Raw genomic sequence first — 23,739 nt, forward strand, 5'->3', positions numbered from 1 at the left:
TGAAGGTTGAAAAGAATGTTTCTTATTGATACAACTTCCGGTAATATTCATCGGCCATTCTATCGGAATCGAAATATGGAAGCACAGCACGCATGCTTTTTTTCATGATGCGGAGCCATTTGCTGCGGTCTTCATAATACATCGGAATAATTTCGCGCTCCAGAATGGCCATCATGTTCTGGTAGTCGATATCATCTTGTACTTCAGAAGGCAAATTGCTGTCTACAACCGGGAAAAGGAAACTGTTTTCGCCATGGCGGCCAAATTCGGGAATCCAGCCATCCTGCACCGAAAAGTTAATGGCCCCGTTCATGGCCGCCGTCATGCCGCTGGTGCCCGATGCTTCCCGCGGGCGGCGGGGCGTATTCAGCCAGATATCGGCGCCCTGTTTCAGTTTCCGCGACAGATCGATCTCGTAACCGGTAAGTACGGCAAAATTCTTCTTCTTATGAGATAGCCGGATGAGTTTGTTAAACACGTCGATGGCATTGTAATCGAACGGGTACGGTTTGCCAGCCCAGATCACCTGCACCTGGTCTTGTTCGCAAACCAGTTTATAAAACCGTTCCAGGTCGCGAAGTAAAAGGTCGGCCCGTTTGTAAGCGGCAAAACGGCGCGCCCAGACAATGGTCAGCACATCGGAGCGGAAAAGTTTCCCGGTCTGGTCGGCTACCACTTCAAAAAGCGGCTTTTTCATTTCGGCTTTGCGCCGCGTCAGGCCTTCATCGTCGTTAATTTCCAGGGTTTTGTATAATGCCTTATCGCGCCAGAAACCGTTGTGCTGCGCATTGGTAATGGCTATAATTTCCGAAACTTGCTCGTTTCCGTACCACATTTTCCGGGCAACTTCCCCGTGCAATTGCGAAACGCCATTAGCCCGTTTGGAAAGCCGCAAAGCCGCCAGCGTATGGTCGAAACTGTTGCTCCGGATGCCGGTAATATAGCGCACGTCTTCCAGATCGAGGTTTTTAAAATACGACATGGAATGCAGAAAATGGATATCGTGTTCTTCGTTGCCGGCTTTTTCGGGCGTATGGGTGGTAAAAACCAGGCGTTTACGCACTTCATTTACGTCGCGGTATTTATCGTAAAGGTGAAAGGCCAGCGGCAGGGCATGCGCTTCGTTCATGTGATGAATGGCGGCCCCGCCTAAGGCTTCCACTACTTTTGCGCCGCCTATGCCCAGCACAATGCTTTGCGCAATGCGGGTAGAAACTTCCTGATCGTAGAGTTTGTGGGTAATGGTGCGGGCCAGGTGGTCGTTCTGCGGAATATCGGTGGTGAGCAGGTAAATGGGCACCGTGCCGAAAGTGGAAGGTTTCAGGACCAGGGCTTTAACCCAAACCGGGTGGTTATGAATATTGACCTGCACCATAATGTCCGTTTCTTCCAGGTAAGTGTAGAACTTTTTCTGAAACTGAATACGCATGCTCAGGTCTTCGTGGCGGCCCTGGTCGTAATAACCGAATTTCCAGAGCATGCCTATCCCGATCATGTTCTGGCGCAGATCGCGGGCGCTGCGCATGTGCGAACCTGCCAGAAAACCCAGGCCGCCCGAGTAAATCTTAAGTGCCTGGTGAATACCGAATTCCATGCTGAAATAAGCAACCCGCTCGGCATATTTTTCATTAATATCGTACGGATGATGCCATTTGCTGTATTGTGCCATCTTTATATCGCGACGGAAACAAGGTTCCCGATTTGGTTAGTTAAAAAAAACTGATCTGTTCGAAACGCTGCTTTTTCCGGAAGTGGTATACCTTTTACCTGCGAAACTCCTGCTCACTTACAAATCCGGAAGCGCTTCAGCAAGCTTTTAAACGGTTCAGCGGTATTCCAGTTCAAATAATTTCAGCCGAATGCATTTTTTAGTTTGTTGCGGAAACAGAATACCGGGTTAATACTTTTTAATGGGAAAACCATAACGTTTTATGGCAGTTAATGAAACTGCAGTTTTAAGGCGCTGACTTTTTTAACTCAAAAGCATAGCGTTTTTCCGGCAGAATTCGCACCTTTCGGGTATGCATGCCACCACCACCTTTCAAAACAAAAAAACGCAGCTCTTTGTAGTGCTCAGTGCCATTTTTATTGCCAATGCTTTGCTGGCCGAACTCATTGGGGTGAAGATCTTTTCCGGGGAAACCCTACTGGGTCTGCCGCCGGCCCAGATGCAATTATTAACCGATTTCCGGCTCGATTTTAACCTGACTGCCGGCGTGGTTATCTGGCCGGTGGTTTTTATTACTTCCGATATCATCAATGAATATTTCGGAAAAGAAGGAGTAAAACGCGTGAGCTGGCTGGCCGTGATCCTGATCGTTTACATGTTCCTGGTAATTACGGCGGTTACGGCTTTACCGCCAGCGCAATTCTGGCTTGAAGTGAACAACAAAGATGCCGCCGGACAACCTTTCAACATCGATTTTGCTTACAACAGCATTTTCCGGCAGGGCGGGGGAATTATAATTGGTTCGGTTACGGCATTTTTGCTGGCGCAGCTTTTAGATGCTTCGGTTTTTCAATGGTTGCGCAAACGCACGGGCACGAAAATGATCTGGCTGCGCGCAACGGGCTCCACGGTAGTTTCGCAGCTGGTAGATAGTTTTGTGGTGCTTTTTATCGCGTTTTTTCTTTTCGGGAACTGGAGCATGGACCAGATCATTTCGGTAGCCATTATTAATTACCTGTATAAATTTTCGGTAGCCGTTTTGCTTACCCCGGTTTTATACCTGGCTCATTACCTCATTGACCTGTATTTAGGAAAAGATGCCGCCCACGCCCTGGAAACCGAAGCCGTGCTTAATCCTTTGGCGCATGATAAGGATTAATGTTTAATGGTTAGAACCAAAATAAAATAAAATAAAATGTGGTCTTCCTTTGATTTATTATTTTTTTGAATCCCGTAGTAGCGTTAAGTTTAAACTCTACGCTACAATGGAATTATTATTTATGAGATCGCTTTATTAACAAGGAAGCTGGGTTTTTCTTTTGAGCTGACTGAATAAGATTCGATTTACTAGTCATTAATCATTATTCCCTGATCATTAATTGCGCAGCATTTCGTTACTTTGCACAAATTAATTTCATTGCTATGGCACGAATTTTAACCGGCATTCAGGCAACCGGCCGGCCGCATCTGGGCAATTTACTGGGCGCTATTATCCCGGCAATTGCTTTATCCGAAAACTCGGCAAATGAATCGCTTTATTTTATTGCGGATCTGCATTCTTTAACCACCATTCGCGATGCGGAAACCATGCGCGCGAATACATATGCGGTAGCAGCTGCCTGGCTCGCCTCCGGATTTGATACAGAAAAGCATATTTTTTACCGCCAGAGCGACGTGCCGCACGTTACCGAACTGACCTGGTATCTGAGCTGTTTTACGCCGTTCCCGATGCTGGCCAATGCCCACTCGTTCAAAGATAAATCGAACCGGCTGGCCGATGTAAATGCAGGTTTGTTTACCTATCCGGTTTTAATGGCCGCCGATATTTTAATGTACGATGCCGATTTTGTGCCCGTAGGCAAAGACCAGATCCAGCACCTGGAAATTGCCCGCGACATAGCCAGCGCTTTTAACAACAAATACGGCGAAACGTTTGTATTGCCCCAGGCTAAAGTAGAAGAGCACATCATGACCATTCCGGGTTTGAACGGCGAAAAGATGAGCAAAAGCTACGGCAACATCATCGATATATTCGTGCCGGAAAAAGAATTACTGAAAACTGTGCGCAGCATTGTTTCAGATAGCAAAACGCTGGAAGAACCCAAAGACCCGGAAACGGATACTACGTTCAAGTTATTTGCTTTACTGGCTACGCCCGAAGAAACCGAAACCATGCGCCAGCATTACCTGAACGGCAATTACGGTTACGGTCACGCCAAAACGGCTTTGTACGAAGTAATTATGCGCCGTTTTGCAAAAGAACGCGAGATCTTCAACTATTACATGAACAACCTGCCGGAACTGGATGCCAAACTGAAAGTGGGTGCCGAAAAGGCTTATGCCATTGGCAGCGAAACACTGAAAAAGGTTCGGGAAAAAGTTGGCTATCTGCCGAAAGTCTAGATTGTTTTCTTATTAAAAAGCCACTGCAAAACAGTGGCTTTTTGTATTTAATCGGCCAAAAACGATACGGCAATAATACCTGTGCGGCAATAATTCAGAACAGCTACGCCTTTATTTTCAAATGCTGCCTTCCGGATACACAAACTCCTGACTATGAAAAAGAACAAACCTGTAAACCATGCATTCCTGGGGTAAAAAACATTTGCTTAACCGGAAAACTTTTGGGGCTATAGCAGGGTTTTTGATCCTGTTTTTTATTTACCATTTCCCGGAATTTTATTCGGATTTACGGATCATGGCAGTTTTTAAGATCGGTTTTTTAGCCGTAGCAATTATAATGGCTAAAACGCAGGGCTGGAAAGGTTTGGGGGGCTATGGGCTCGGCTTAAAAACTGGCTGGTACAGGCACTTGTTTTCAGGTTTTTTTATTGGGTTGCTGTGCTTTGCCGCTTCCTTTTTTATTTCCGTGCTGGCCGGTTTTGAAAAAATAAGTGCTGTTCATTTAATTTCAACCCTGGCCCGGCAACTCCCTTTCATTCTGCTCATGACCGCTATTCCCTCCCTGGCCGAAGATATTCTGACGAGGGGTTATTTGTACGCGCACGCAGGTAAAGCAGTAAACCCCCTTTTATGGATATTTCTTTCGGCGCTTATCTATGTTTTAAATCATATCTGGCGGTTGCAGGATGGGACGGCTGTTTTAAGCTACCTTTTTTTCTTGGGTTTAGTGCTCGCTTTTGCCGTGGTAATTGGCAAATCACTTTGGCTCGCTTTCGGCATTCATTGGGGCTCGAACGTTGCCTTCGAATCTTTCAAGGTCTTTTTACCAACAACTGAAACTTCAACAACCAATGGCAGCACCTGGGTGCTGGCCGGAACCTGGGGAGCACTGCTTTTGGTATTCGTTATATTCCGCTTCGCTAAAAAGAAACCCGAAATTCCGCTACTTGCACCCTTCAAGTAAAGCGAACGCAGAAAGCTGGCCGGCAAAAAAAACCTTACTCCCCGATCACAAAATTTTCCACTTCTTTTACTTCGCCGGCATCTAAATTCCCGAGCTGCATATTGCCAATGCGCACGCGTACCAAACGCAGGGTCGGGAAACCTACCGTGGCGGTCATTTTGCGAACCTGGCGGAATTTGCCTTCGCGGACGGTAATGGAAACCCAGCTGGTAGGGCCGTGGCGGTCGTCGCGGATCTTGCGGCGGCGCTGCGGAAATTCGGGAACCTGTTCTACTTTAAAAGCTTTGCAGGGCAGCGTCTGGTAGGTTTCGGAACGGTGCACAATTTCTACGCCTTCCTGTAATTTTGCAATGGCTTCGTCGGTAATAAGGCCATCTACCTGCGCGTAATATTCTTTTTCTACCTTTTTGCTCCGCACCAGTTCGCTCATTTTACCATCGGTGGTTAGCAAAAGCAAGCCTTCACTGTCTTCGTCCAGGCGGCCAATACTCATAGTTCCTTCGGGGAAATCGTGAAATTCGCCGAGGAGTTTTTTACTTTTTAATTCGCACACAAACTGGCATAAATAGCCGTACGGTTTGTGAATAATGAAATGTCTGTGCTCCATAAATCTAATTTCTGCCGCAAATTACCGGCAGACTTCTTCAACAAAAAACGCTATGCTTTTCAAGCGGAAAAGCATAGCGTTTTCGAGGTACAAAGATACAGAAACCGGCAGAGCTTTTTGAATTAAGCCAGTAACAAAAAAACGCTATACTTTTTACGTTAAAAAGTATAGCGTTTCCGCCTTTCAAAAAGAAAAGTCTAAAATTAAACAGCTGCAGTTCAGAAGTTTACTCTGCTTTCCAAACCTCTTTACGAACGGCTTTTCCTACCGAAAGAATGATGCGGGTTGGGTTTGGCACCAGCACCAGGCGCGCTTCTTTGCCCGGAAACTCGTCTGAATCAACCCAAACGCCTTCTTTATTATCACCGCCGCTTTCGCCGTCCAGATTGTTTGGCAGGTAGGCCGTTGGCAGCAACACATCGGTATCGGGGCAAAGTTTGGCGTGTACGTCCTCCAGCACATCTTCTAAATACGGGCCGAACTCTTCGTTAAAGGAGTCTTCCAGGTCGTGCAGCTCTTCTTCAATGTCGTCGTAGCGCTCGTCGTTGTAAGAAAGTTTGCCTAACGCCTGCTTCTTTTCGATGAGGGCTACGAGTTGTTTATTTAAATTTTCTGTATTCATAGTTCGGAATGATTTATACAAATTTTAAAACTACCGGCGCGAATTGCAAATAATAAGGCAAAAAAACCGAAATAATTTTCTGCTTTTCAAATACCACTTAAATTCTTAAATTTACGGCAATTACTCATTTTAAAGTTTATTTATCATGACTCAGGAAACAGCTCAGGCTGCTGCGACACAAACTGCAGTAGATTTTTTACCCCTTAACGGTACCGATTATATAGAGTTTTATGTTGGCAACGCCAAGCAAAGCGCTTATTACTACCAGGCCGCTTTCGGCTTTGAACTGGTAGCGTATGCAGGCCCGGAAACAGGGGTGCGCGACCGCGCTTCCTACGTATTGCAGCAGGAAAAAATCCGCCTTGTGCTTACTACCTCTTTGCTGCCCGATTCTGACATTACCAAACACGTAGCCAAGCACGGCGATGGCGTAAAAGTAATGGCGCTGTGGGTAGACGATGCCGAAAAATCCTTTAACGAAACGGTAAAACGCGGTGCCAAACCAGCTTCTGAGCCTCAAACCTTAACCGATGAATTCGGCGAAGTTAAAATTGCTTCCATTCATACCTACGGCGAAACCATTCACACGTTTGTAGAGCGCAAAAACTACAAAGGTGCTTTTATGCCGGGTTTTGTGGCTAAAAAGAGCACCTTCGAAACCAAGCCGGTTGGCCTGAAATACGTAGACCACTGCGTAGGCAACGTAGGCTGGGGCGAAATGAACCAGTGGGTAAAATTCTACGAAGATGTATTAGGCTTTAAATTGCTCATCACGTTCGACGACGAAGACATTTCTACCGAATACTCGGCTTTAATGAGCAAAGTGGTTTCCAACGGCAACGGCTACGTTAAATTCCCGATCAACGAACCGGCCGAAGGCAAGAAGAAATCGCAGATCGAAGAATACCTTGATTTTTACCACAGCCCCGGCGTTCAGCACATTGCCGTAGCCACTTACGATATCCTGGAAACGGTTTCTGAACTGCGCAAACGCGGCGTGGAATTCCTGGTGGTGCCTGATTCTTACTACGATGACCTGATTGCCCGCGTAGGCAACATAGACGAAGACCTGGAAGATCTGCGTAAACTCAACATCCTGGTAGACCGCGACGATGAAGGTTATTTATTACAGATCTTCACCAAACCGGTAGAAGACCGTCCGACCGTATTTTACGAGATCATCCAGCGTAAAGGCGCCAAAGCGTTCGGTAAAGGCAACTTCAAAGCTTTATTCGAATCTATTGAGCGCGAGCAGGCACTGCGAGGCAACCTCTAAGCCGAATTTTACGACTACATTTCAATAATTAAGAACACCTCTGTTGAAAAGCGGAGGTGTTTTTTTCGCTTTTTTAATTCTGAAATTATGGCACTTTTTAACCGGTTTTTCCTAGCGTTTTTTGGTCTTTTTCTGTTTTCCATTTCCAGCCAGGCCCAAACCGAATTCTCCCGCGACCAGAAAGCGCTTTTAAAAGAAGCCCTGCGCATTGCCGTTTCCGACCCTAATTTCCTGCCCGAATATCCGGAACTGGTAGCCGATAAAACGGTTTTGCTTTACGATAAAATGATTTCGATGGATTATCCGGATAAGGAACCGGTTTACCTGAACGAAAAACAGCTACCGAAATTCAAAAACGTAAAATTCGAACTCAAAACGCAGAGCGAAATCTTTGACCCGGCCCGCCGCCAGGACATGGTATTTCTGCGGGTAATGCAGATCAATCAGCCCGAGAGCGAATATGCCCTTGTAACCGTGCTGAGCCAAATTGCGTTAGGCAGCGAAAGCCGCGAAAAAGGCTTTTTGCATAAACAAAGTTACGGCAAGACCATGTTGTTTAAGAAAGACAAAAAAGGCTGGAGGTTCGAAAAGGTAGCGAACACGCTTCCAAACTTAGTGGACTACAATTTGCCTTATTAGTTTTTTCGCTAATTTTCCTACCGTTTTTGTTACGGGCGCTATTGGTTAATTGCGCCAAACCACAACCTAACCTACTCGCATATGAATCTGGAAAAAAACATAACCCTAGTAGATACAGCCCAGCAAAAAGTGAACACCTGGCTGGAAGGTAATTACGACGAAGAAACCAAAACCGCCATCCGGCAGCTTTTGGAAACCGACCAAACCGATGCCCTGAACGACGCTTTTTACCAGGACCTGGAATTTGGAACCGGCGGATTGCGCGGCATTATGGGTGTAGGTTCTAATCGGATGAACCGCTACACGCTCGGCATGGCTACGCAGGGGTTAAGCAATTATTTACTGAAGTCTTTTCCGGATCAGGAAATTAAAGTGGCCATTGCCCATGACAGCCGCAACAATTCCGATGCGTTTGCCCAGATCGTGGCCGACGTTTTTTCGGCTAACGGCATTACCGTTTACTTTTTCGAAGGCCTCCGCCCTACCCCGGAATTATCGTTTACTATCCGCGAACTTGGTTGCCAGAGCGGGGTGGTATTAACGGCCAGCCATAATCCCAAAGAATACAACGGCTACAAAGCCTACTGGACCGATGGCGCGCAGGTAACAGCACCACACGATAAAAACATCATCGCCGAAGTAAACGCCATTAAATCCATCGAAGACGTGAAATTCCAGGGCAACCCGGAAAAGATCCACGTGATCGGGGCGGAAATCGACGAAAAATATCTGCAAAAAGTAGCTTCGCTTTCAGTTTCCAAAGAAGCGATTCACCGGCAGCATAACCTCAAAATTGTGTACACGCCGCTACACGGAACCGGCATTACGTTGGTGCCGCGCGCCCTGCAGATGTTTGGTTTCAGCAACGTTACTATTGTAGAAGAACAGGCAACGCCCGATGGCAATTTCCCGACGGTGGTTTACCCGAACCCGGAAGAGAAAGATGCCATGAAACTGGCCGTTGAAAAAGCCAAAGCCATCGATGCGGATTTGGTTTTAGCTACCGATCCGGATGCTGACCGTGTAGGCATTGCCGTAAAAGATCTGAAAGGCGAATTCGTGCTTTTAAACGGTAATCAGACCGGCAGTTTGCTGATCTATTACATGCTCAACGCCTGGAAAAAAGCGGGCAAAATTACCGGCAACGAGTACGTGGTAAACACCATTGTAACCACTGATCTGATTAACCACATTGCCGAAAAGATGGGCGTTAAAAACTACGAAACGCTTACCGGCTTTAAATATATTGCCGAAGTGATCCGCGAACAGGAACTGAGCGGCAACGGCGCCACCTACATTGCCGGCGGCGAAGAAAGCTACGGCTATATGATCGGAGATTTTGTGCGCGACAAAGACGGCGTAGCGAGCTGCGCGATGATCGCGGAAATGGCGGCGGTAGTCAAAGACCAGGGCAAAACCTTGTTCGAACTCATGATCGAGATGTATAAGGAATTTGGTTTCTACAAAGAAGACCTGATCTCGATCACCAAGAAAGGCATGAATGGCGCCAAAGAAATTGCCCAGATGATGAGTGATTTGCGGGCCAATCCGCCGCAGGAAATTGCCGGCTCAAAAGTGGTAGAACTGCGCGATTTTAAAACCGGCCAGATCAAAAACTTCGAAACCGGCGCAGAAACCAAAACCACTACCGAAAGCTCGAACGTGCTCCAGTTCCTTACGGCCGATGGTTCCAAGATCTCTGCCCGGCCAAGCGGCACGGAACCCAAGATCAAATTCTACTTCAGTGTAAACGAAAAGCTGGAAAAAGCCGAAGATTTTGACCAGGTAGATCAGAAACTCACCAATAAGATCAAAGCCATTGTTGCAGATCTGCAGTTGAAGTAAGAATTCTGTTATAAGAATTTAAAAAAGCCTGGGCATTATTGCTTCAGGCTTTTTTCTTGTCTGAATAGATCCGGTTTTAAGAAGGAATTTATCTCGCGAAAGTTGAAAAGATTTGTGAGGTATTCAATCTCTAAAACGCTATGCTTTTAGCTCTGAAAAGTTAAGGTAAAGCTGTTAGAATACTCGCCGGGAAGCAAAACCGAAAACCAATAAATTGCGAAAAGGGAGCTGTAGCGAAGCTTTTTAATTTTCCGTATTAGAAATGTATTTTCTTAATAAACTTATCAGAACCTGCGTGCTTATTACAATAAAATAGCATTTCAGGCATTTAAGCAGTAAATTACCAAAACTGAAAATAAACCTAGCCCTATTGCATGGAGCACCTACCAAAACTAATTCAAGACCTTGCCCTGATTCTGATTGTTGGCGCTATCACTACTTTACTTTTCCGGAGTATTAAACAACCTTTGGTTTTAGGCTATATTATAGCCGGTTTACTGATCGGCCCGCATTTATCGCTCACGCCTAATGTTGTAGACACCGAAAACGTAGAAACACTGGCCGATATCGGGGTAATTTTCCTTTTGTTTAGTTTAGGTCTGGAGTTTAGCTTTAAAAAACTGATGCGGGTAGGAGGCTCTGCCAGCATCACAGCCTTTGTGGAAATTATTTTCATTACCGTAGCTGGGTTTTTCCTGGGTAAACTTATGGACTGGTCTACCATGGACAGCTTGTTTTTAGGCGGTATGCTGGCGAGTTCTTCTACCACCATCATTATCAAAGCGTTCGATGAATTGGGAATAAAAACCAAAATGTTCGCGCGCATCGTTTTCGGGGTGCTGGTAGTGGAAGATATTGTAGTGATCCTGCTTATGGTATTGCTTTCTACCATTGCCGTTACCCAACAATTTCAGGGCGCAGAAATGGCTTATACCGTGCTGAAACTGCTCTTTTTCCTGGCTTTGTGGTTTATTGCCGGCATTTTTCTGCTGCCTACTTTGCTGCGAAAAGCCAAACCCTTACTCGACGAAGAAACCTTATTGATCTTATCTATCGGGCTTTGCCTGGGCATGGTGGTTTTAGCTACGCAAGCCGGATTTTCGGCGGAATTAGGAGCTTTTATCATGGGCTCGATTCTGGCAGAAACAACGGCGGCTGAAAAAGTAGAGCATATTCTTACGCCGGTTAAAAACCTGTTCGGCGCAATATTTTTTGTTTCGGTGGGCATGCTCATCGATCCGGAAACGATCTGGGAATACCGCTGGCCGGTGGTTTGGGTAACGTTGCTTACATTATTTGGTAAATTTTTCAGTACCACGCTGGGGGCTATTCTTTCCGGTCAACCGCTCAGGCAATCGGTACAGGTGGGCATGAGTATGGCGCAGATCGGGGAATTTGCCTTCATTGTGGCGGCCCTGGGCCTTTCCCTGGGCGTTACCAGCGATTTTATTTTCCCGGTTGCCGTAGGGGCTTCGGCCATTACTACGTTCACCACCCCGTACATGATCCAGTATTCTGAGCCGGTTTATAATTTCATTACCCGCGTAACGCCGGAAAGGTGGCTGGTTGCTTTGAACAAATATTCCTCCGGCACGCAAAACATTCAGGCAGAAAGCAACTGGAAACGCCTCACCAAAGCTTATCTGAACATTGCGGTTACCAACGGCATAGTTTTACTGGCACTGATGTTAGTTTCCATCAAGTTTCTGATACCGTTTCTGGCTGAACATATTGACGACGAGATTACCCGGAACGTGATTGCCCTGGTTATTTCCCTGGCCGCGGGATCGCCGTTCTTATGGGCTCTGATGACCAAAAGGCCGAAAAACATGGGTTTTAAAGAGCTCTGGCTTGAAAAAGAATATAGCCAGGGGCCTTTGCTGGTGCTGGAAGTAGTTCGGATGGCGCTGGGCATTCTGATCGTTGCCATCTGGGTGGAGCGCATTTTTTCCACTACTATTGCCATACTGGTGGCTGTACCCATCATCATCATTGTCATGTTCATGTTCTCAAAACGGATCCAGGCATTTTACCAGCGTCTGGAAGGCCGCTTTTTAAGCAACCTGCACGCGCGAGAAAGAGCCGAAGCCGCAAAGCTTTCCGAATCTGAAAACATTCTGAGCAAGCACTTCAGCCCGCAATCCGATCTTTCGCCCTGGGATGCGCACATGGTAGACCTGGAAGTAAACCAGCAGGCCGAATACATTGGTAAAACCCTGCAGGAGCTGGCCTGGCGCGAAAATTATGGGGTGAATATTGCCTACATTAAACGGGGCGACAAACTCATTTATGCTCCCGGCAAAAACAACAAACTGCTGCCTTTCGACCACGTGGGTATTATTGCCACCGATGAACAAATGCAGGCTTTTAAACCAGTTTTCGATACGCTGGAAGCCGTAGATACCGCCGATCACAACATTGAAGACATTGTAGTGCAGAAAATTGTGGTTGACGAACATAACCGGCTGAAAGGCAAAACCGTGCTTAATTCCGGCATTCGCGAAAAAACCAACGGACTGGTAGTTGGCATTGAGCGCAATAACGAACGAATCTTAAACCCGACTTCAACAACTACTTTTGAATGGGGCGATATTGTGTGGATTGTGGGCGAAAAGCAAAAAATCCAGAAGCTGAATACGCTGTAGTCTGAACGAATTTTGAAAAAAAAGCTGAAAACGGTATGGTTTTCAGCTTAAAAAGTAATTACTGGCATTTATTAAAATTTATTAGTTGGGCGGCTTGCTTTGCTCCAAGGCTGTAAGCTTTATTCAGATCGGCACAACCGCCAACTTTATTTTTCAGCATTACGCGGCAGTATCCTCTGCCTAAAAAAGCTTCGGCGTTTTTGGGTTGAATGGAAAGTGCATGGGTAAAGTCTTTTTCTCCCTCGACAAAACTTTTAAGAGCAATTTTTACTTCGCCGCGATGCCGAAGAAAATCAGCCTGCTTTGGTTTCAAGGAGATAGCTTTGTTAAGATCAGCCAGAGCTTCGGTATTTTTATTCAGTTTTTTATAAGCAAGTCCCCGGTTAAAATATGCTTCCGGCCTTTTCTTATTCAGAGCAATAAATTTATTCAGGTCCTGTAAGCTGCCATTTGCATCGTTACGGGCATATTTGAGCAAAGCCCGATTATAAAACGCATCTGCTTTGCCGGGAGACAAAACTACTGTTTGGGTAAAATCTTCTTCCGCTTCCAAACCATACCCTAAATCATTATAGGCTGAGCCTCTTTCAAAATAGGCTTCGGTTAACTTAGAATTTCTGGCAATAGCTTCGGTAAAATCACTGATTGCTCCATGCATATCATTCAATTTCGCCTTTACTTTCCCGCGTTCCAATAAGGCTTTCGCGGTTGGGCTTAACCTGATACTTTCATTCAGGTCAGCAATAGCATTTTTGCTTTCGCCGGCAATTACATGGTATAAAGCTCTTTCGTAATACAGCGCGCCATCATTGGGTTCTAAAGCAATAGCTTCGTTAAAATCAGTTAAGGCTTCCGGATATTGTTTCAATTTCAATCTGGCTACTGCCCGGTTTTTAAAATTATTTTTATTGCTCCTGTCCATCAGAAGTGCCTGATCAAAATCTTTCAGCGCAGCCCGGTAATTTTTCAATTCCATTTGTGCTAGGCCTCGGTTCACATAAATTTCAGACATCATCGAATCTAAAGAAAGCGCTGCTGTATAAGCCACAACTGCTTCCTGATGCCGGCCAGCGTCGAAATGTTCATTGCCTTTCTGAAATTCATTTACATGTATTCTTTCCTGAGCCGAAATATGAAACGCCTGAATACTCAAAACAAAAAGTAAAAAAAGTAATCTTAGGTCCATGAAAATTTGAATTATTAACAAAAAACTAAACTACTTTATTAAATCAGCTTGGACAATTAAATGGAATTAAAACAACCTTCAGAAGTTCAGTATAGGCATAAAAAAAGGCTCTGCAGTATTGCAGAGCCTTTTCCCAGTTAAAATAATACCGTTTTAAAAAGGTGGTTCTTCATCGAAGGCTGAACCCGGGAAGCCGCTGCCGTCGTTCATTTTGCTGCCTAAACGAATCGTTCCTGGGGTTTCGTTTTCAAAATTGCTGGCCGAAGAAAAACTGCCTGGATTAAAATCAGCATTGAAATCGCCGTCGAGATCCGCAAATTTTGTGTACTTGCCGATGAATTTCAGGATCACGTTTTCCAGGGAACCGTTCCGGTGTTTGGCAATGATTACTTCACCAGTTCCGGCTGTCGGGTTACCCATTTCATCTTCCGTAATTTTATAATATTCCGGACGGTACAGGAACACTACCATATCAGCATCCTGCTCAATAGAACCGGATTCACGTAAGTCGGAAAGCATTGGTTTTTTATCGCCGCCGCGGGTTTCCACGGCCCGGCTTAACTGCGAAAGCGCAATTACCGGCACGCTTAATTCCTTGGCGATCATTTTCAAAGCCCGCGAAATGGAAGCGATTTCCTGTTCACGGTTACCCGGGCCTTTACCGTCGGTTGAGCCGGTCATGAGCTGCAGGTAATCAATGATCACCATCTGGATGTCGTGATGGGCTTTTAAGCGGCGGCATTTGGTACGAAGCTCACGAATGGAAAGCCCCGGCGTATCATCAATGTAAATGGGGGCTTCGGAAAGTTTAGCAATTTTATGGTTCAGCTGTGCCCACTCGTATTCTTCCAGGTTGCCTTTTTTGATCTTCTCCGAATCCAGTTCCGCTTCCGCTGAAATAAGACGATTTACGAGCTGTAGCGAAGACATCTCCAAAGAGAAAATAGCTACCGGTTTTTTAAATTCTACGGCAGCATTCCGCATGGCTGAAACTACGAAAGCGGTTTTACCCATACCCGGACGGGCTGCCAGGATAATTAAATCGGAAGGTTGCCAGCCGGAAGTTACGCGGTCCAGAGCGGTAAAGCCGGAAGGAACCCCGGTTAAGCCTTCCTTCTGGTTTTTCTTTACTTCCAGTTCTTTAATGGCTTTCACCATTAACGAGCGCATATCGTCGAAGTTCTTGCGGATGTTCGATTCAGATACTTCGAAGAGCTGGGCCTCAGTTCTATCCAACAGGTCGAAAACGTCGGTAGTATCTTCGTAGGCTTTGCTTAAAACTTCGGAAGAAATGCCAATGAGTTCACGCTTGATGGAATTTTCGGAAATGATACGGGCGTGAAACTCGATGTTGGCCGCTGAGTTTACGCGGGTAGTGAGCTGCGAAACGTAGTACGGTCCGCCTACAAATTCGAGTTCGCCGCGTTCGCGTAATTCGGTTACAACCGTCAGGATATCGATTGGTTCTGATTTATCGAAGAGGCCAACGATGGCGGAGAAAATTTTCTGGTGCGCTTCTTTGTAAAAACTTTGCGGGCGCAGAATATCAATTACGGTGGTTAAAGCGTCTTTTTCGAGCATTAAGGCGCCCAAAACAGCTTCTTCCAGTTCCAGGGCCTGGGGGGGCAATTTGCCTACGCCTGCCGGCAACACCGATTTTGCGTTCCAACCGTTTTTGGTTTTTGTCTGAAACTTTACGTTATTCTCTTCCATAGCCTTATCTTCCTAATTCAAACAAATCTACTGCAAAAACCGGCAGAATAATAAACAAGTTGTTCACAAAAAGTCCACTTTCCTGAAAGCCAGTAAATTAAATTTCGGTTAGTTTTTAAGCCTAAAAGCATACCATTTTCACTATATTGGTTTAAGCAATTGGGATGCTTTCAAAATTAAAAACCGGCCATAGGCGAAGAAGTTTATTTTCGTACTTTTGCTTTCTTACCATGCTATTTTATGCTTTCGAACGAATATAAACGCATTCATTTAATTGCTACCGGTGGCAGCATTATGCACAACCTGGCTTTGGCCCTGGCCGAAAAAGGCCTGCAGGTTACCGGGTCTGACGACGAAATTTTTGAACCTGCCAAAAGCCGTCTGGCTGAGGCCGGTTTGCTGCCGGAAAAAGAAGGCTGGTTCCCGGAAAAAGTTACGGCTGAACTGGATGCAGTAATTGTGGGTATGCACGCCCGCGCCGATAATCCGGAACTGCTCAAAGCCCAGGAGTTGAACCTGCCGGTTTATTCGTTCCCGGAGTTTATTTACGAGCAAAGCAAAAACAAACAGCGCATTGTAATTGGCGGCAGCCACGGAAAAACCTCCATTACCAGCATTATTATGCACGTGCTGCAGTACCACAACCGCAAGTTCGATTACGCGGTGGGCGCGCAGCTGGAAGGTTTTAAGAACATGGTAAAGCTGACGGAAGATGCGCCGATCATTATAATTGAAGGCGATGAATACCTTTCTTCGCCAATTCTACGGGTGCCGAAATTCCATTTGTATCATCACCACATCGGCGTAATTTCCGGCATTTCCTGGGATCATATCAACGTGTTCCCGGACGAGAAAATGTACCGCGAGCAGTTCCGCATTTTTGCCGACATGACCCCCAAAGCCGGCGTGATGATCTACAACCAGGACGACGAGCAGGTAGCCCACGTGTGCGTGCCGCGTACACAGGACGCTAAATTTATTGGTTACAGCGTGCATGAGCATAAGATCAAAAACGGGAAGACCTGGCTCATCACCAAAAAAGACCCGGTAGAAATTCAGATCTTTGGCGAGCATAACCTGCGGAATATCAGCGCGGCTAAGGAAGTTTGCAAGGAGATCGGGATCAAGGGTGCTGCTTTTTACGAAGCACTGGCCACCTTTAAAGGTGCGGCTAAAAGATTAGAGAAATTAGGCGAAAAAAATTCTACGGTAATTTACCGTGATTTTGCACACGCGCCTTCCAAAGTAAAAGCTACTACCGAAGCCCTGAAAAAACAATTCCCGCACCGGAAGTTGGTTGCTTGTTTGGAATTGCATACCTTCAGCAGCCTGAACAAAGCTTTCCTGCCGCAATATGCAGGCGCTTTGCATGCGGCCGATGTGCCGGTGGTGTACTTCAACCCAAAAACGGTGGAACATAAGCGCATGGAAATGCTGGATGAAAGCCAGATAAAAGAAGCGTTCAAAAATCCGAACATCAGGGTTTTTACCAATAGCAAAGTCCTGCAGGCATTTATTGAAGATCAAAATTGGCAAGAGCAGAATCTGCTCCTGATGAGTTCGGGAAATTACGACAACCTGGATTTTAAACATTTGACGGAGAAAGTGCTTTAAAACCAATCCTTCCTTTTAAAAGAGGCGAGCTTTAAAATTTCTAAAGTGGGGTTTTAACAACTAAACCTGATTTTTCAGGGCATCCCGATTTTAGGAGGAATCTATTTCAGTTCGAATGCCAAGCCAGATCCCGCGCATGCCCGGGATAACTTTCATTCGAAACTGACTTTTTTACCCATTTTCGATACCGTTTTTGCGAATAATTAATTATTATTCATTAGCCATTAATCATTAAACTATGAAGCTGAACCTGAGAAAGCCCATTGTGTTTTTCGATCTGGAAACTACCGGAACCGATATTTGCAAAGACCGGATTGTGGAGATCAGCGTGCTGAAAGTGATGCCTGATGGTGAAGAAATCCTGAAAACGCGGAAGATCAACCCAACCATTCCGATTCCACTGGAGTCGAGCATGATCCATAAAATTTACGACGACGACGTGAAGGATTGTCCTACGTTTGCGCAGGTTGCCAAGAATCTGTATGATTTTATGCAGGGTTGCGACCTGGGCGGTTATAACCTGCTCAAATTCGACATCCCTTTGCTGGCCGAGGAATTTTTGCGCTGCAACATCGAGTTCGACCTGGAAAACCGCGCCGTGGTAGATGTATGCCGCATTTTTCACCAGATGGAACAACGGACTTTAAGTGCGGCCTATAAATTTTATTGCGACAAAGCCCTGGATAATGCCCATAGTGCGGAAGCTGATACGGTGGCCACTTACGAAATTCTAAAAGCGCAGATCCTGCGGTACGAAAACGTTTCGATGGTTTCGGCGGATCTGAAAGAAGTTTTTCCGGTTTGCAACGACATGCAGCAGCTGCATAAATTTACAGCGCAAAACACGGCCGATCTTTCCGGCAGAATTGTTTACAATAACGCCGGCCGCGAAGTTTTCAATTTCGGGAAACATAAAAATGTGCCAGTGGAAGACGTGCTTGTTAAGGAACCAAGTTATTACGACTGGATGATGAAAGGTGAATTTCCGCTTTACACCAAGAAAGTACTGACCAAAATCAAGTTGCGCGGCGTTACGATGTTTAAAGCCTAAAAATCCTCCTAAACATAAAAACCAAAAAAGTCCGGCTCTTCTGCCGGACTTTTTTGGTTTAAAATTATACCGTTTTATTTCTTTTTCTGCCGTTTATCACCGGCTAAGGTGGTAGCGGCTAAAACGGCCAGGGCGGTTAAGATCAGTTTCTTCCACATTTCAGCGGCGCATAAAACTGTTGGTTTCGGCTACGGAATAGGAACAGGAACCGGCGCTTGCTTCTTCCTGACATTCGGAACCGGTAATAATATTATGATCGTAGGTGAAAAGGCAGAATTCGCAGTCGCGGCTGGTGGTAACGTATTTCCGGGAATTGGAGCTTACGTATAAACTGTTGTCTTCGGAAACGTGAAGCTCTAAAGCCATCATCCGGAATTCGCCGTTCTTCTGCCCGATCCCTACGGCGTAGTAGTACGGCTTATCATTTTTAGTGGCCTGCACCCTTCTGATCTGCGCATGATCTACCACGGTGCCATCGCCAAATTCATCGATAAACGGTTGCAGCATTTTTTCGGGCTCCACGGCATACGTTACGCTATCGAAGATCATTTGCCCGAGCAATTTTCCGGCTGCTACTTTTTCCCCATTCTGTTCTACGGGCATGTTGATTACTTCCGGAAAATTGCCTTCGCGCTGGCAGGCAGAACCGAGCAACAGGACAGCACTAAAAATGAATGCATACTTTTTCATGATATTACCCTAGCGTTTTTTAGCGTGGTTTATAATATTTCATGGCTTCCGGCATTAAACGGCGCAGATCGTTGATACGCGTGGCATCGGAAGGGTGAGTGGATAAAAATTCCGGGGGAGCTTGTCCGCTGCCCTGGGCCGCCATGCGTTCCCAGAACGGAATTGCCTGCTGCGGATCGTAACCGGCCATGGCCATAAAAATCAGTCCCAAATGGTCGGCTTCCGATTCCTGGGTGCGGCCGTATTTAAGCAAACCTAAGCCCGAACCTACGTTGTAAGAAGTTAAAAACAAACTGCGCGTCTGGGCCGGTTTCTGAGAAAGAGCAACATCCAGCGCTACGCCGCCTAACTGCTGGGCCAGGCCCTGGCTCATGCGTTCGTTGCCGTGTTTGGCAATGGCGTGGGCAATTTCGTGGCCCATTACTACGGCCAGGCCGGTTTCGTTCTGGGTTAAAGGCAAGATGCCGGTATATACCACCACTTTTCCGCCGGGCATACACCAGGCGTTAGGCGTTTTATCTTCCACCAGGTTAAATTCCCACTGAAATCCGGCCAGTTCGTTGCTTAAATTATTTTGCGCCATGTAGGCTTCCACGGCCTGCTGAATGCGCTGCCCTACCCTTTTCACCATGGCCGTGTTGGCTGCATCGGAAGAAAGGCGGTTTTGTTTCAGGAAAGTATCGTATTCGGAAAAGCTCATGGAAAGCATTTGCGAATCGGGCACCAGATCGAGCTGCCGGCGGCCGGTAACCGGAACCGTGGAACAACTAACGGCAGCGAACAAACAACTGGCGAGGAAAAATTTTCTTAACATAATGATTCTACTTTTTAGTATGAAAAAGATAGCGTTTGGGGTATACCCATGGTGATTGCACCTCTATACGTTTTTAGCTATATAAAATGTTTGCTTCCGGAAAAAAATCCTGCTGGTTCCAATATCCGTAAGGGGTGATTTCCGGGGCCGGGCAATAAACTTGCAGCTAAGCCTGTTTTCCCTGAGAATTAAGTTTTACTTTTGAAGGAAGAAATTCCCTGCTATGAAAATACTTTGCATTGGCCGTAATTACGCCGACCATATTGCCGAACTGAAAAACGAAATTCCGGACGAACCGGTAATTTTCACCAAGCCAGATACCGCTCTATTGCGCCAGAATTCACCTTTTTACTTCCCCGATTTCTCCAGCGACATTCACCACGAAATTGAACTGATCTTAAGAATAAGCAAGGAAGGCAAGAATATTCAGGCAAAATTTGCGCAGAATTATTACGACGGTATTGGCCTGGGCGTAGATTTTACTGCCCGCGACCTGCAGGCCAAAGCCAAAGCCAAAGGTTTGCCCTGGACCCTGGCCAAAGAATTTAACGGCTCCGCCCCGGTTTCGGAATTTAAACCAATTGCCGATTTCCCGGATCAGAACAACATCAATTTCAGCTTACAGGTAAACGGCCAGGTGCGGCAGCAAGGTAATTCTGAACTCATGATGCATAAGTTTGCTGATATTATTGCTTTCATTTCCAGATACATTACCCTGAAAAAAGGCGACATTATTTTTACAGGTACCCCTGCCGGCGTTGGCCCGGTTCAGATCAGCGACCGCCTGGAAGGCTTTATAGAAAACGAGAAAATGCTCGATTTTGAAGTAAAATAATGTGCTAATGTGGCAATGTGCTAATGTGTTAGTGAATTAATAATTTTAACCCATTTACACATTAGCGCATTTAAATTAGCACATTAACACATTTTCACATTTACATATTAAATTAGTTTTGAAGTTCAGATTTTTTGCAGCGAGTTTTTTAGCGTTTTTTAGTACCGTTTTTGCAGTGCTGGCCCAGATGCCGGCCGATGTGCCTTTAGATTATTTTATGTTCCCGATAAAACCGGGCCAGCAGAATTTCCTTTCTGGCAGCATGGGCGAGATCCGGCCAAGCCACTTTCATGGCGGCATCGATATTAAAACGGGCGGCGTAACGGGCTGGCCGGTGTATGCGGCCGCCGACGGGTACGTATCGCGGTACAAACAATCGAGCTACGGTTACGGCAACGTTGTTTATTTAACCCACCCCAATGGGCTGGTAACGGTTTATGCCCATTTAGAGCGTTTTGCCGAGCCGATAGCCGCTTTTATGCTGCGCAAGCAATACGAAAACCAGGCCTTTGAACTGGAACTAAAGCCGGAAAAAGATATTTTCAAGTTCAAAAAAGGCGATATTATTGGCTATGGCGGAAATACGGGCGGTTCTGGCGGCCCACATCTGCACTTCGAGATCCGCGATAAAGATGATGTACAGTACAACGTGCTGCGTTTCAGGTTTCCGGAAATAGTGGACAATATTCCACCTACTTTAAATACCATCGCGCTTAAAACACTATCTATCGATGGCCGGGTAAACAACCAATTTGACCGTTTTGAATTTACGCCCGTGAAAAGCGGCACTTTTTACACCTTAAAAGATAGCGTTTTTGCCCACGGCTTGATTGGCCTGGAAATGATGGCTTTCGACCGGCTGAATAATGCCGAAAACAAGAACGGCGTACAGAAAGTGGATCTGACAGTGAACGGCAAAGTGGTTTACAGCCATTACATAGACGCCATTCCGCACGAAAAAAGCCGCCAGGTTTCCTGCCATATTAATTACGAGGTACTGAAACGCTATGGAAAAAGCTTCGAAAAGTGCTATGTAGACGATGGCAACGGCTTACCGATCTACGCGCAAACCTACCAGAAAGGCAAATTCTTCATTAAACCGAACTCTAAAAATGAGGTGGTGCTCACGCTGAAAGATGCTTATCAAAACACTACCACGTTCCGTTTTACGATCTACGGCCGGAAACCGGTTTTTGAAGGCACGGCCAAAAAACCCAAAAAACCGCAACTCGATTACGAAATCAGCGAAAATATTCTGAAAGTTACCGCCAACGATACGGCCAGCCAGGTTCGCAACGTAGAACTTTATATTGGCCGCTTAAAATACAACCTCCTGCCAAGTTATGCTACCGAAAACGGTTCGGTGCACCTTTATGACCTGCGCGGCGGCATTCCGGATTCCATAACTTTCTGCGGCATTTCCCGGAAACCCGGCATCCGCCAGATCGTACCCTCGGGCCAGGAACTGAATTATACCGACAATAACGTGAGCGTGGTTTTCCAGCCAAATTCGCTTTACGATACGCTGTACTTGAAAACGGCTGTCGACAAAGAGTTCTTTACCGTAAACGATATGTTCACGCCACTTTACGGCCCTATTAAACTGACTTTAAAACCGCAAACCTTGCCAGCCGGCGATCTGAGTAAAGCCGCAGTTTATTTTGCGGGCTGGGGCAAAAGCCGCAATTTTGAAGGCGGCAAATGGGAAAATGGCGCGATCACGACTTACACCAAAAACTTGGGCAAATTCCGGATATTAACCGATACCACCGCCCCGACCGTGAAATTGCTGATGAAAAACAAAGACGTAATTTCTTTCCGGGTACGCGACGACCTTTCAGGACTGGCTTCATATAAGCTGGAAATAGACGGCAAATTCGTTTTGCTCAAGTTCGAACATAAAAAAGCGCTGATGTGGTCCGAAAAACTGGATAAAAAAGTACCTTTGTCGGGCGAAGTGGTTTTGCGGGTGAAAGACAACGCCGGAAACGAAACGGTTTATAAAACCAAAATATAGTGGATTTGAAAATTTGGAGATTTGAAATTCGAAGATGATTTTCAGGATTTTCTAAAACAAATAAAAATGAGCTTACAAGTTGGCGATATCGCACCTGATTTTGAAGTGAAGAACCAGCACGGCGAGTTACTAAAGCTTTCCGGTTTCCGGGGCAAAAAAGTGGTGCTTTACTTTTACCCGAAAGACGATACGCCCGGCTGCACCGCCCAGGCCTGCAGCCTTCGCGACAATTACGATGCACTTTTAAAACAAGGCTACGTGGTTGTAGGCGTAAGTGTAGACAACGAAAAAAAGCACCAGAAATTTATAGATAAATACGAACTACCTTTCCCGCTCCTGGCTGATACAGAGCACGAAATAGTGGAAAAATACGGCGTGTGGCAGGAAAAAAGCATGTATGGCCGCAAATACATGGGCACTATGCGATACACTTTTGTGATTGATGAGGAAGGAAAAATTGAAGACATCATCACCAAAGTGGATACAAAAAACCACGCGGCGCAAATTCTGAAAAGCTAACTAAAAGTTGAACTGTGAAAATCGCGGTTCAACTTTTTGGCTTTATAGGTTTGATGGTAGAAGGATAAAGGAAGAAAGTAGAAGGAGTTTTTTTGGGGAAAAGGATAGGGTTTTTGAACGAGCTGAATGGATATAAAAAAATGGTTTAAGGGGAAATATTTATTTTTTACAATTCCTACGATAATTTGGGTGGGCGGAGTGATCGTATTAAGCATATTCAAAATTGATATAGGAAACACTGAGAGCCGGATTAATAAAAAGAATTGCGAAGACGAAAAAAAATTAAAAGCAGAACGCATTCAGGGAGTAGTTACAAGTAAATTCGCTGATGAAAGAGGAGTGAAGTTTTTCAAGTATGTAAGTGGCTCTGATACCTTGATCAGCCAGTGGGCACTTTTAAACCCTAAGACTTACAATTTCCTTCAGGTTGGTGATTCCATTCTAAAAGAAAATGGCAGCCTGGAGTTTAAAATAAACAGAACAGCTCTAAACACTACTTTTATCTACTATATTGATTGGGATTGCAATGAAGCACTTTTAAAATAAACCCTGACTTTTTAACCAAAAAACAATACCGTTTTCAACTGTTATACATTGAAGTAAAATTAATCATTAGTCATTATACATTAA

General features: G+C 45.6%; 20 protein-coding genes. 13 read left to right on the forward strand and 7 right to left on the reverse strand.

The window, feature by feature from the left end:
* Positions 1–22 precede the first annotated feature (22 nt).
* Positions 23–1,669 (reverse strand): alpha-glucan family phosphorylase, encoded by a 1,647-nt coding sequence (gene glgP, locus I5M27_RS13010; protein WP_200506698.1) that lies wholly within the window; start codon positions 1,667–1,669, stop codon positions 23–25.
* Between the two features lie 352 nt (positions 1,670–2,021).
* On the opposite strand from glgP, the gene I5M27_RS13015 reads away from it, so the two are divergent.
* The 3 genes from I5M27_RS13015 (at position 2,022) to I5M27_RS13025 (ending at position 5,036) form a co-directional block, all read left to right on the forward strand.
* Entirely contained in the window at positions 2,022–2,828 is an 807-nt protein-coding gene (locus tag I5M27_RS13015; RefSeq protein WP_200506699.1) for a queuosine precursor transporter, read from the forward strand.
* A gap of 263 nt (positions 2,829–3,091) precedes the next feature.
* Positions 3,092–4,072, forward strand: a complete 981-nt coding sequence (gene trpS, locus I5M27_RS13020; protein ID WP_200506701.1) for a tryptophan--tRNA ligase — start codon at positions 3,092–3,094, stop codon at positions 4,070–4,072.
* A gap of 295 nt (positions 4,073–4,367) precedes the next feature.
* A complete protein-coding gene (locus tag I5M27_RS13025; RefSeq protein ID WP_200506703.1) occupies positions 4,368–5,036 on the forward strand; it encodes a CPBP family intramembrane glutamic endopeptidase in 669 nt (222 codons plus the stop codon).
* A 34-nt stretch (positions 5,037–5,070) separates the two neighbouring features.
* On the opposite strand, the gene I5M27_RS13030 is transcribed toward I5M27_RS13025, so the two are convergent.
* Positions 5,071–5,643: a pseudouridine synthase gene (locus tag I5M27_RS13030; RefSeq protein WP_200506704.1), complete on the reverse strand. Its 573-nt coding sequence runs from the start codon at positions 5,641–5,643 to the stop codon at positions 5,071–5,073.
* 226 nt (positions 5,644–5,869) lie between these two features.
* Positions 5,870–6,265 (reverse strand): hypothetical protein, encoded by a 396-nt coding sequence (locus tag I5M27_RS13035; protein ID WP_200506706.1) that lies wholly within the window; start codon positions 6,263–6,265, stop codon positions 5,870–5,872.
* Positions 6,266–6,410: 145 nt separating this feature from the next.
* On the opposite strand from I5M27_RS13035, the gene hppD reads away from it, so the two are divergent.
* The 4 genes from hppD to I5M27_RS13055 all read left to right on the forward strand — a co-directional run bounded on the left by hppD (position 6,411) and on the right by I5M27_RS13055 (position 12,670).
* Positions 6,411–7,541, forward strand: coding sequence for a 4-hydroxyphenylpyruvate dioxygenase (gene hppD, locus I5M27_RS13040; protein ID WP_200506707.1), 1,131 nt, complete (start codon positions 6,411–6,413; stop codon positions 7,539–7,541).
* Positions 7,542–7,628: 87 nt separating this feature from the next.
* Positions 7,629–8,180: a hypothetical protein gene (locus tag I5M27_RS13045; protein WP_200506708.1), complete on the forward strand. Its 552-nt coding sequence runs from the start codon at positions 7,629–7,631 to the stop codon at positions 8,178–8,180.
* An 81-nt stretch (positions 8,181–8,261) separates the two neighbouring features.
* Positions 8,262–10,025, forward strand: a complete 1,764-nt coding sequence (locus I5M27_RS13050) for a phospho-sugar mutase (RefSeq protein ID WP_200506709.1) — start codon at positions 8,262–8,264, stop codon at positions 10,023–10,025.
* 374 nt (positions 10,026–10,399) lie between these two features.
* Positions 10,400–12,670 carry a cation:proton antiporter domain-containing protein gene (locus tag I5M27_RS13055; protein ID WP_200506710.1) on the forward strand — a complete coding sequence of 757 codons (2,271 nt, stop codon included), beginning with the start codon at positions 10,400–10,402 and terminating at the stop codon, positions 12,668–12,670.
* 58 nt (positions 12,671–12,728) lie between these two features.
* On the opposite strand, the gene I5M27_RS13060 is transcribed toward I5M27_RS13055, so the two are convergent.
* Both I5M27_RS13060 and dnaB read right to left on the reverse strand, forming a co-directional pair.
* A complete protein-coding gene (locus I5M27_RS13060; protein ID WP_200506711.1) occupies positions 12,729–13,856 on the reverse strand; it encodes a tetratricopeptide repeat protein in 1,128 nt (375 codons plus the stop codon).
* A 153-nt stretch (positions 13,857–14,009) separates the two neighbouring features.
* Positions 14,010–15,569 carry a replicative DNA helicase gene (dnaB, locus tag I5M27_RS13065; protein WP_200506712.1) on the reverse strand — a complete coding sequence of 520 codons (1,560 nt, stop codon included), beginning with the start codon at positions 15,567–15,569 and terminating at the stop codon, positions 14,010–14,012.
* A 240-nt stretch (positions 15,570–15,809) separates the two neighbouring features.
* Between dnaB and I5M27_RS13070 the strand changes: the two genes are divergently transcribed.
* Together I5M27_RS13070 and I5M27_RS13075 are read left to right on the forward strand one after the other, a co-directional pair.
* Positions 15,810–17,183 (forward strand): UDP-N-acetylmuramate--L-alanine ligase, encoded by a 1,374-nt coding sequence (locus tag I5M27_RS13070; RefSeq protein WP_200506713.1) that lies wholly within the window; start codon positions 15,810–15,812, stop codon positions 17,181–17,183.
* A gap of 238 nt (positions 17,184–17,421) precedes the next feature.
* The gene (locus I5M27_RS13075) at positions 17,422–18,234 is read left to right on the forward strand and encodes a 3'-5' exonuclease (protein ID WP_200506714.1); all 813 of its coding nucleotides are present in this window, start codon (positions 17,422–17,424) and stop codon (positions 18,232–18,234) included.
* A 159-nt stretch (positions 18,235–18,393) separates the two neighbouring features.
* On the opposite strand, the gene I5M27_RS13080 is transcribed toward I5M27_RS13075, so the two are convergent.
* Positions 18,394–18,924, reverse strand: coding sequence for a hypothetical protein (locus I5M27_RS13080; RefSeq protein WP_200506716.1), 531 nt, complete (start codon positions 18,922–18,924; stop codon positions 18,394–18,396).
* 19 nt (positions 18,925–18,943) lie between these two features.
* Positions 18,944–19,738 carry a M48 family metallopeptidase gene (locus tag I5M27_RS13085; RefSeq protein ID WP_200506718.1) on the reverse strand — a complete coding sequence of 265 codons (795 nt, stop codon included), beginning with the start codon at positions 19,736–19,738 and terminating at the stop codon, positions 18,944–18,946.
* Positions 19,739–19,961: 223 nt separating this feature from the next.
* Between I5M27_RS13085 and I5M27_RS13090 the strand changes: the two genes are divergently transcribed.
* The 4 genes from I5M27_RS13090 (at position 19,962) to I5M27_RS13105 (ending at position 23,655) form a co-directional block, all read left to right on the forward strand.
* A complete protein-coding gene (locus I5M27_RS13090) occupies positions 19,962–20,573 on the forward strand; it encodes a fumarylacetoacetate hydrolase family protein (RefSeq protein ID WP_200506720.1) in 612 nt (203 codons plus the stop codon).
* 118 nt (positions 20,574–20,691) lie between these two features.
* A complete protein-coding gene (locus I5M27_RS13095) occupies positions 20,692–22,590 on the forward strand; it encodes a M23 family metallopeptidase (protein ID WP_234462522.1) in 1,899 nt (632 codons plus the stop codon).
* Between the two features lie 66 nt (positions 22,591–22,656).
* The gene (gene bcp / locus I5M27_RS13100) at positions 22,657–23,109 is read left to right on the forward strand and encodes a thioredoxin-dependent thiol peroxidase (protein WP_200506721.1); all 453 of its coding nucleotides are present in this window, start codon (positions 22,657–22,659) and stop codon (positions 23,107–23,109) included.
* A 126-nt stretch (positions 23,110–23,235) separates the two neighbouring features.
* Positions 23,236–23,655 carry a hypothetical protein gene (locus tag I5M27_RS13105; RefSeq protein ID WP_200506723.1) on the forward strand — a complete coding sequence of 140 codons (420 nt, stop codon included), beginning with the start codon at positions 23,236–23,238 and terminating at the stop codon, positions 23,653–23,655.
* Positions 23,656–23,739 lie beyond the last annotated feature (84 nt).

Origin of the sequence: Adhaeribacter terrigena (assembly GCF_016623615.1) — a bacterium.
GTDB classification, from domain to species: Bacteria; Bacteroidota; Bacteroidia; order Cytophagales; family Hymenobacteraceae; genus Adhaeribacter_A; species Adhaeribacter_A terrigena.

Excerpts from the sequence above, each read along its gene's own strand:
- I5M27_RS13080 (WP_200506716.1), bottom strand. The coding sequence starts at position 18,924 with ATGAAAAAGTATGCATTCATTTTTAGTGCTGTCCTGTTGCTCGGTTCT.
- I5M27_RS13070 (WP_200506713.1), top strand. The coding sequence starts at position 15,810 with ATGCTTTCGAACGAATATAAACGCATTCATTTAATTGCTACCGGTGGC.
- glgP (WP_200506698.1), bottom strand. The coding sequence starts at position 1,669 with ATGGCACAATACAGCAAATGGCATCATCCGTACGATATTAATGAAAAA.
- I5M27_RS13075 (WP_200506714.1), top strand. The coding sequence starts at position 17,422 with ATGAAGCTGAACCTGAGAAAGCCCATTGTGTTTTTCGATCTGGAAACT.
- I5M27_RS13090 (WP_200506720.1), top strand. The coding sequence starts at position 19,962 with ATGAAAATACTTTGCATTGGCCGTAATTACGCCGACCATATTGCCGAA.
- I5M27_RS13060 (WP_200506711.1), bottom strand. The coding sequence starts at position 13,856 with ATGGACCTAAGATTACTTTTTTTACTTTTTGTTTTGAGTATTCAGGCG.
- I5M27_RS13050 (WP_200506709.1), top strand. The coding sequence starts at position 8,262 with ATGAATCTGGAAAAAAACATAACCCTAGTAGATACAGCCCAGCAAAAA.
- I5M27_RS13085 (WP_200506718.1), bottom strand. The coding sequence starts at position 19,738 with ATGTTAAGAAAATTTTTCCTCGCCAGTTGTTTGTTCGCTGCCGTTAGT.
- dnaB (WP_200506712.1), bottom strand. The coding sequence starts at position 15,569 with ATGGAAGAGAATAACGTAAAGTTTCAGACAAAAACCAAAAACGGTTGG.
- I5M27_RS13025 (WP_200506703.1), top strand. The coding sequence starts at position 4,368 with ATGGCAGTTTTTAAGATCGGTTTTTTAGCCGTAGCAATTATAATGGCT.
- I5M27_RS13045 (WP_200506708.1), top strand. The coding sequence starts at position 7,629 with ATGGCACTTTTTAACCGGTTTTTCCTAGCGTTTTTTGGTCTTTTTCTG.
- I5M27_RS13035 (WP_200506706.1), bottom strand. The coding sequence starts at position 6,265 with ATGAATACAGAAAATTTAAATAAACAACTCGTAGCCCTCATCGAAAAG.
- I5M27_RS13055 (WP_200506710.1), top strand. The coding sequence starts at position 10,400 with ATGGAGCACCTACCAAAACTAATTCAAGACCTTGCCCTGATTCTGATT.
- bcp (WP_200506721.1), top strand. The coding sequence starts at position 22,657 with ATGAGCTTACAAGTTGGCGATATCGCACCTGATTTTGAAGTGAAGAAC.
- I5M27_RS13105 (WP_200506723.1), top strand. The coding sequence starts at position 23,236 with ATGGATATAAAAAAATGGTTTAAGGGGAAATATTTATTTTTTACAATT.
- hppD (WP_200506707.1), top strand. The coding sequence starts at position 6,411 with ATGACTCAGGAAACAGCTCAGGCTGCTGCGACACAAACTGCAGTAGAT.
- I5M27_RS13015 (WP_200506699.1), top strand. The coding sequence starts at position 2,022 with ATGCATGCCACCACCACCTTTCAAAACAAAAAAACGCAGCTCTTTGTA.
- trpS (WP_200506701.1), top strand. The coding sequence starts at position 3,092 with ATGGCACGAATTTTAACCGGCATTCAGGCAACCGGCCGGCCGCATCTG.
- I5M27_RS13030 (WP_200506704.1), bottom strand. The coding sequence starts at position 5,643 with ATGGAGCACAGACATTTCATTATTCACAAACCGTACGGCTATTTATGC.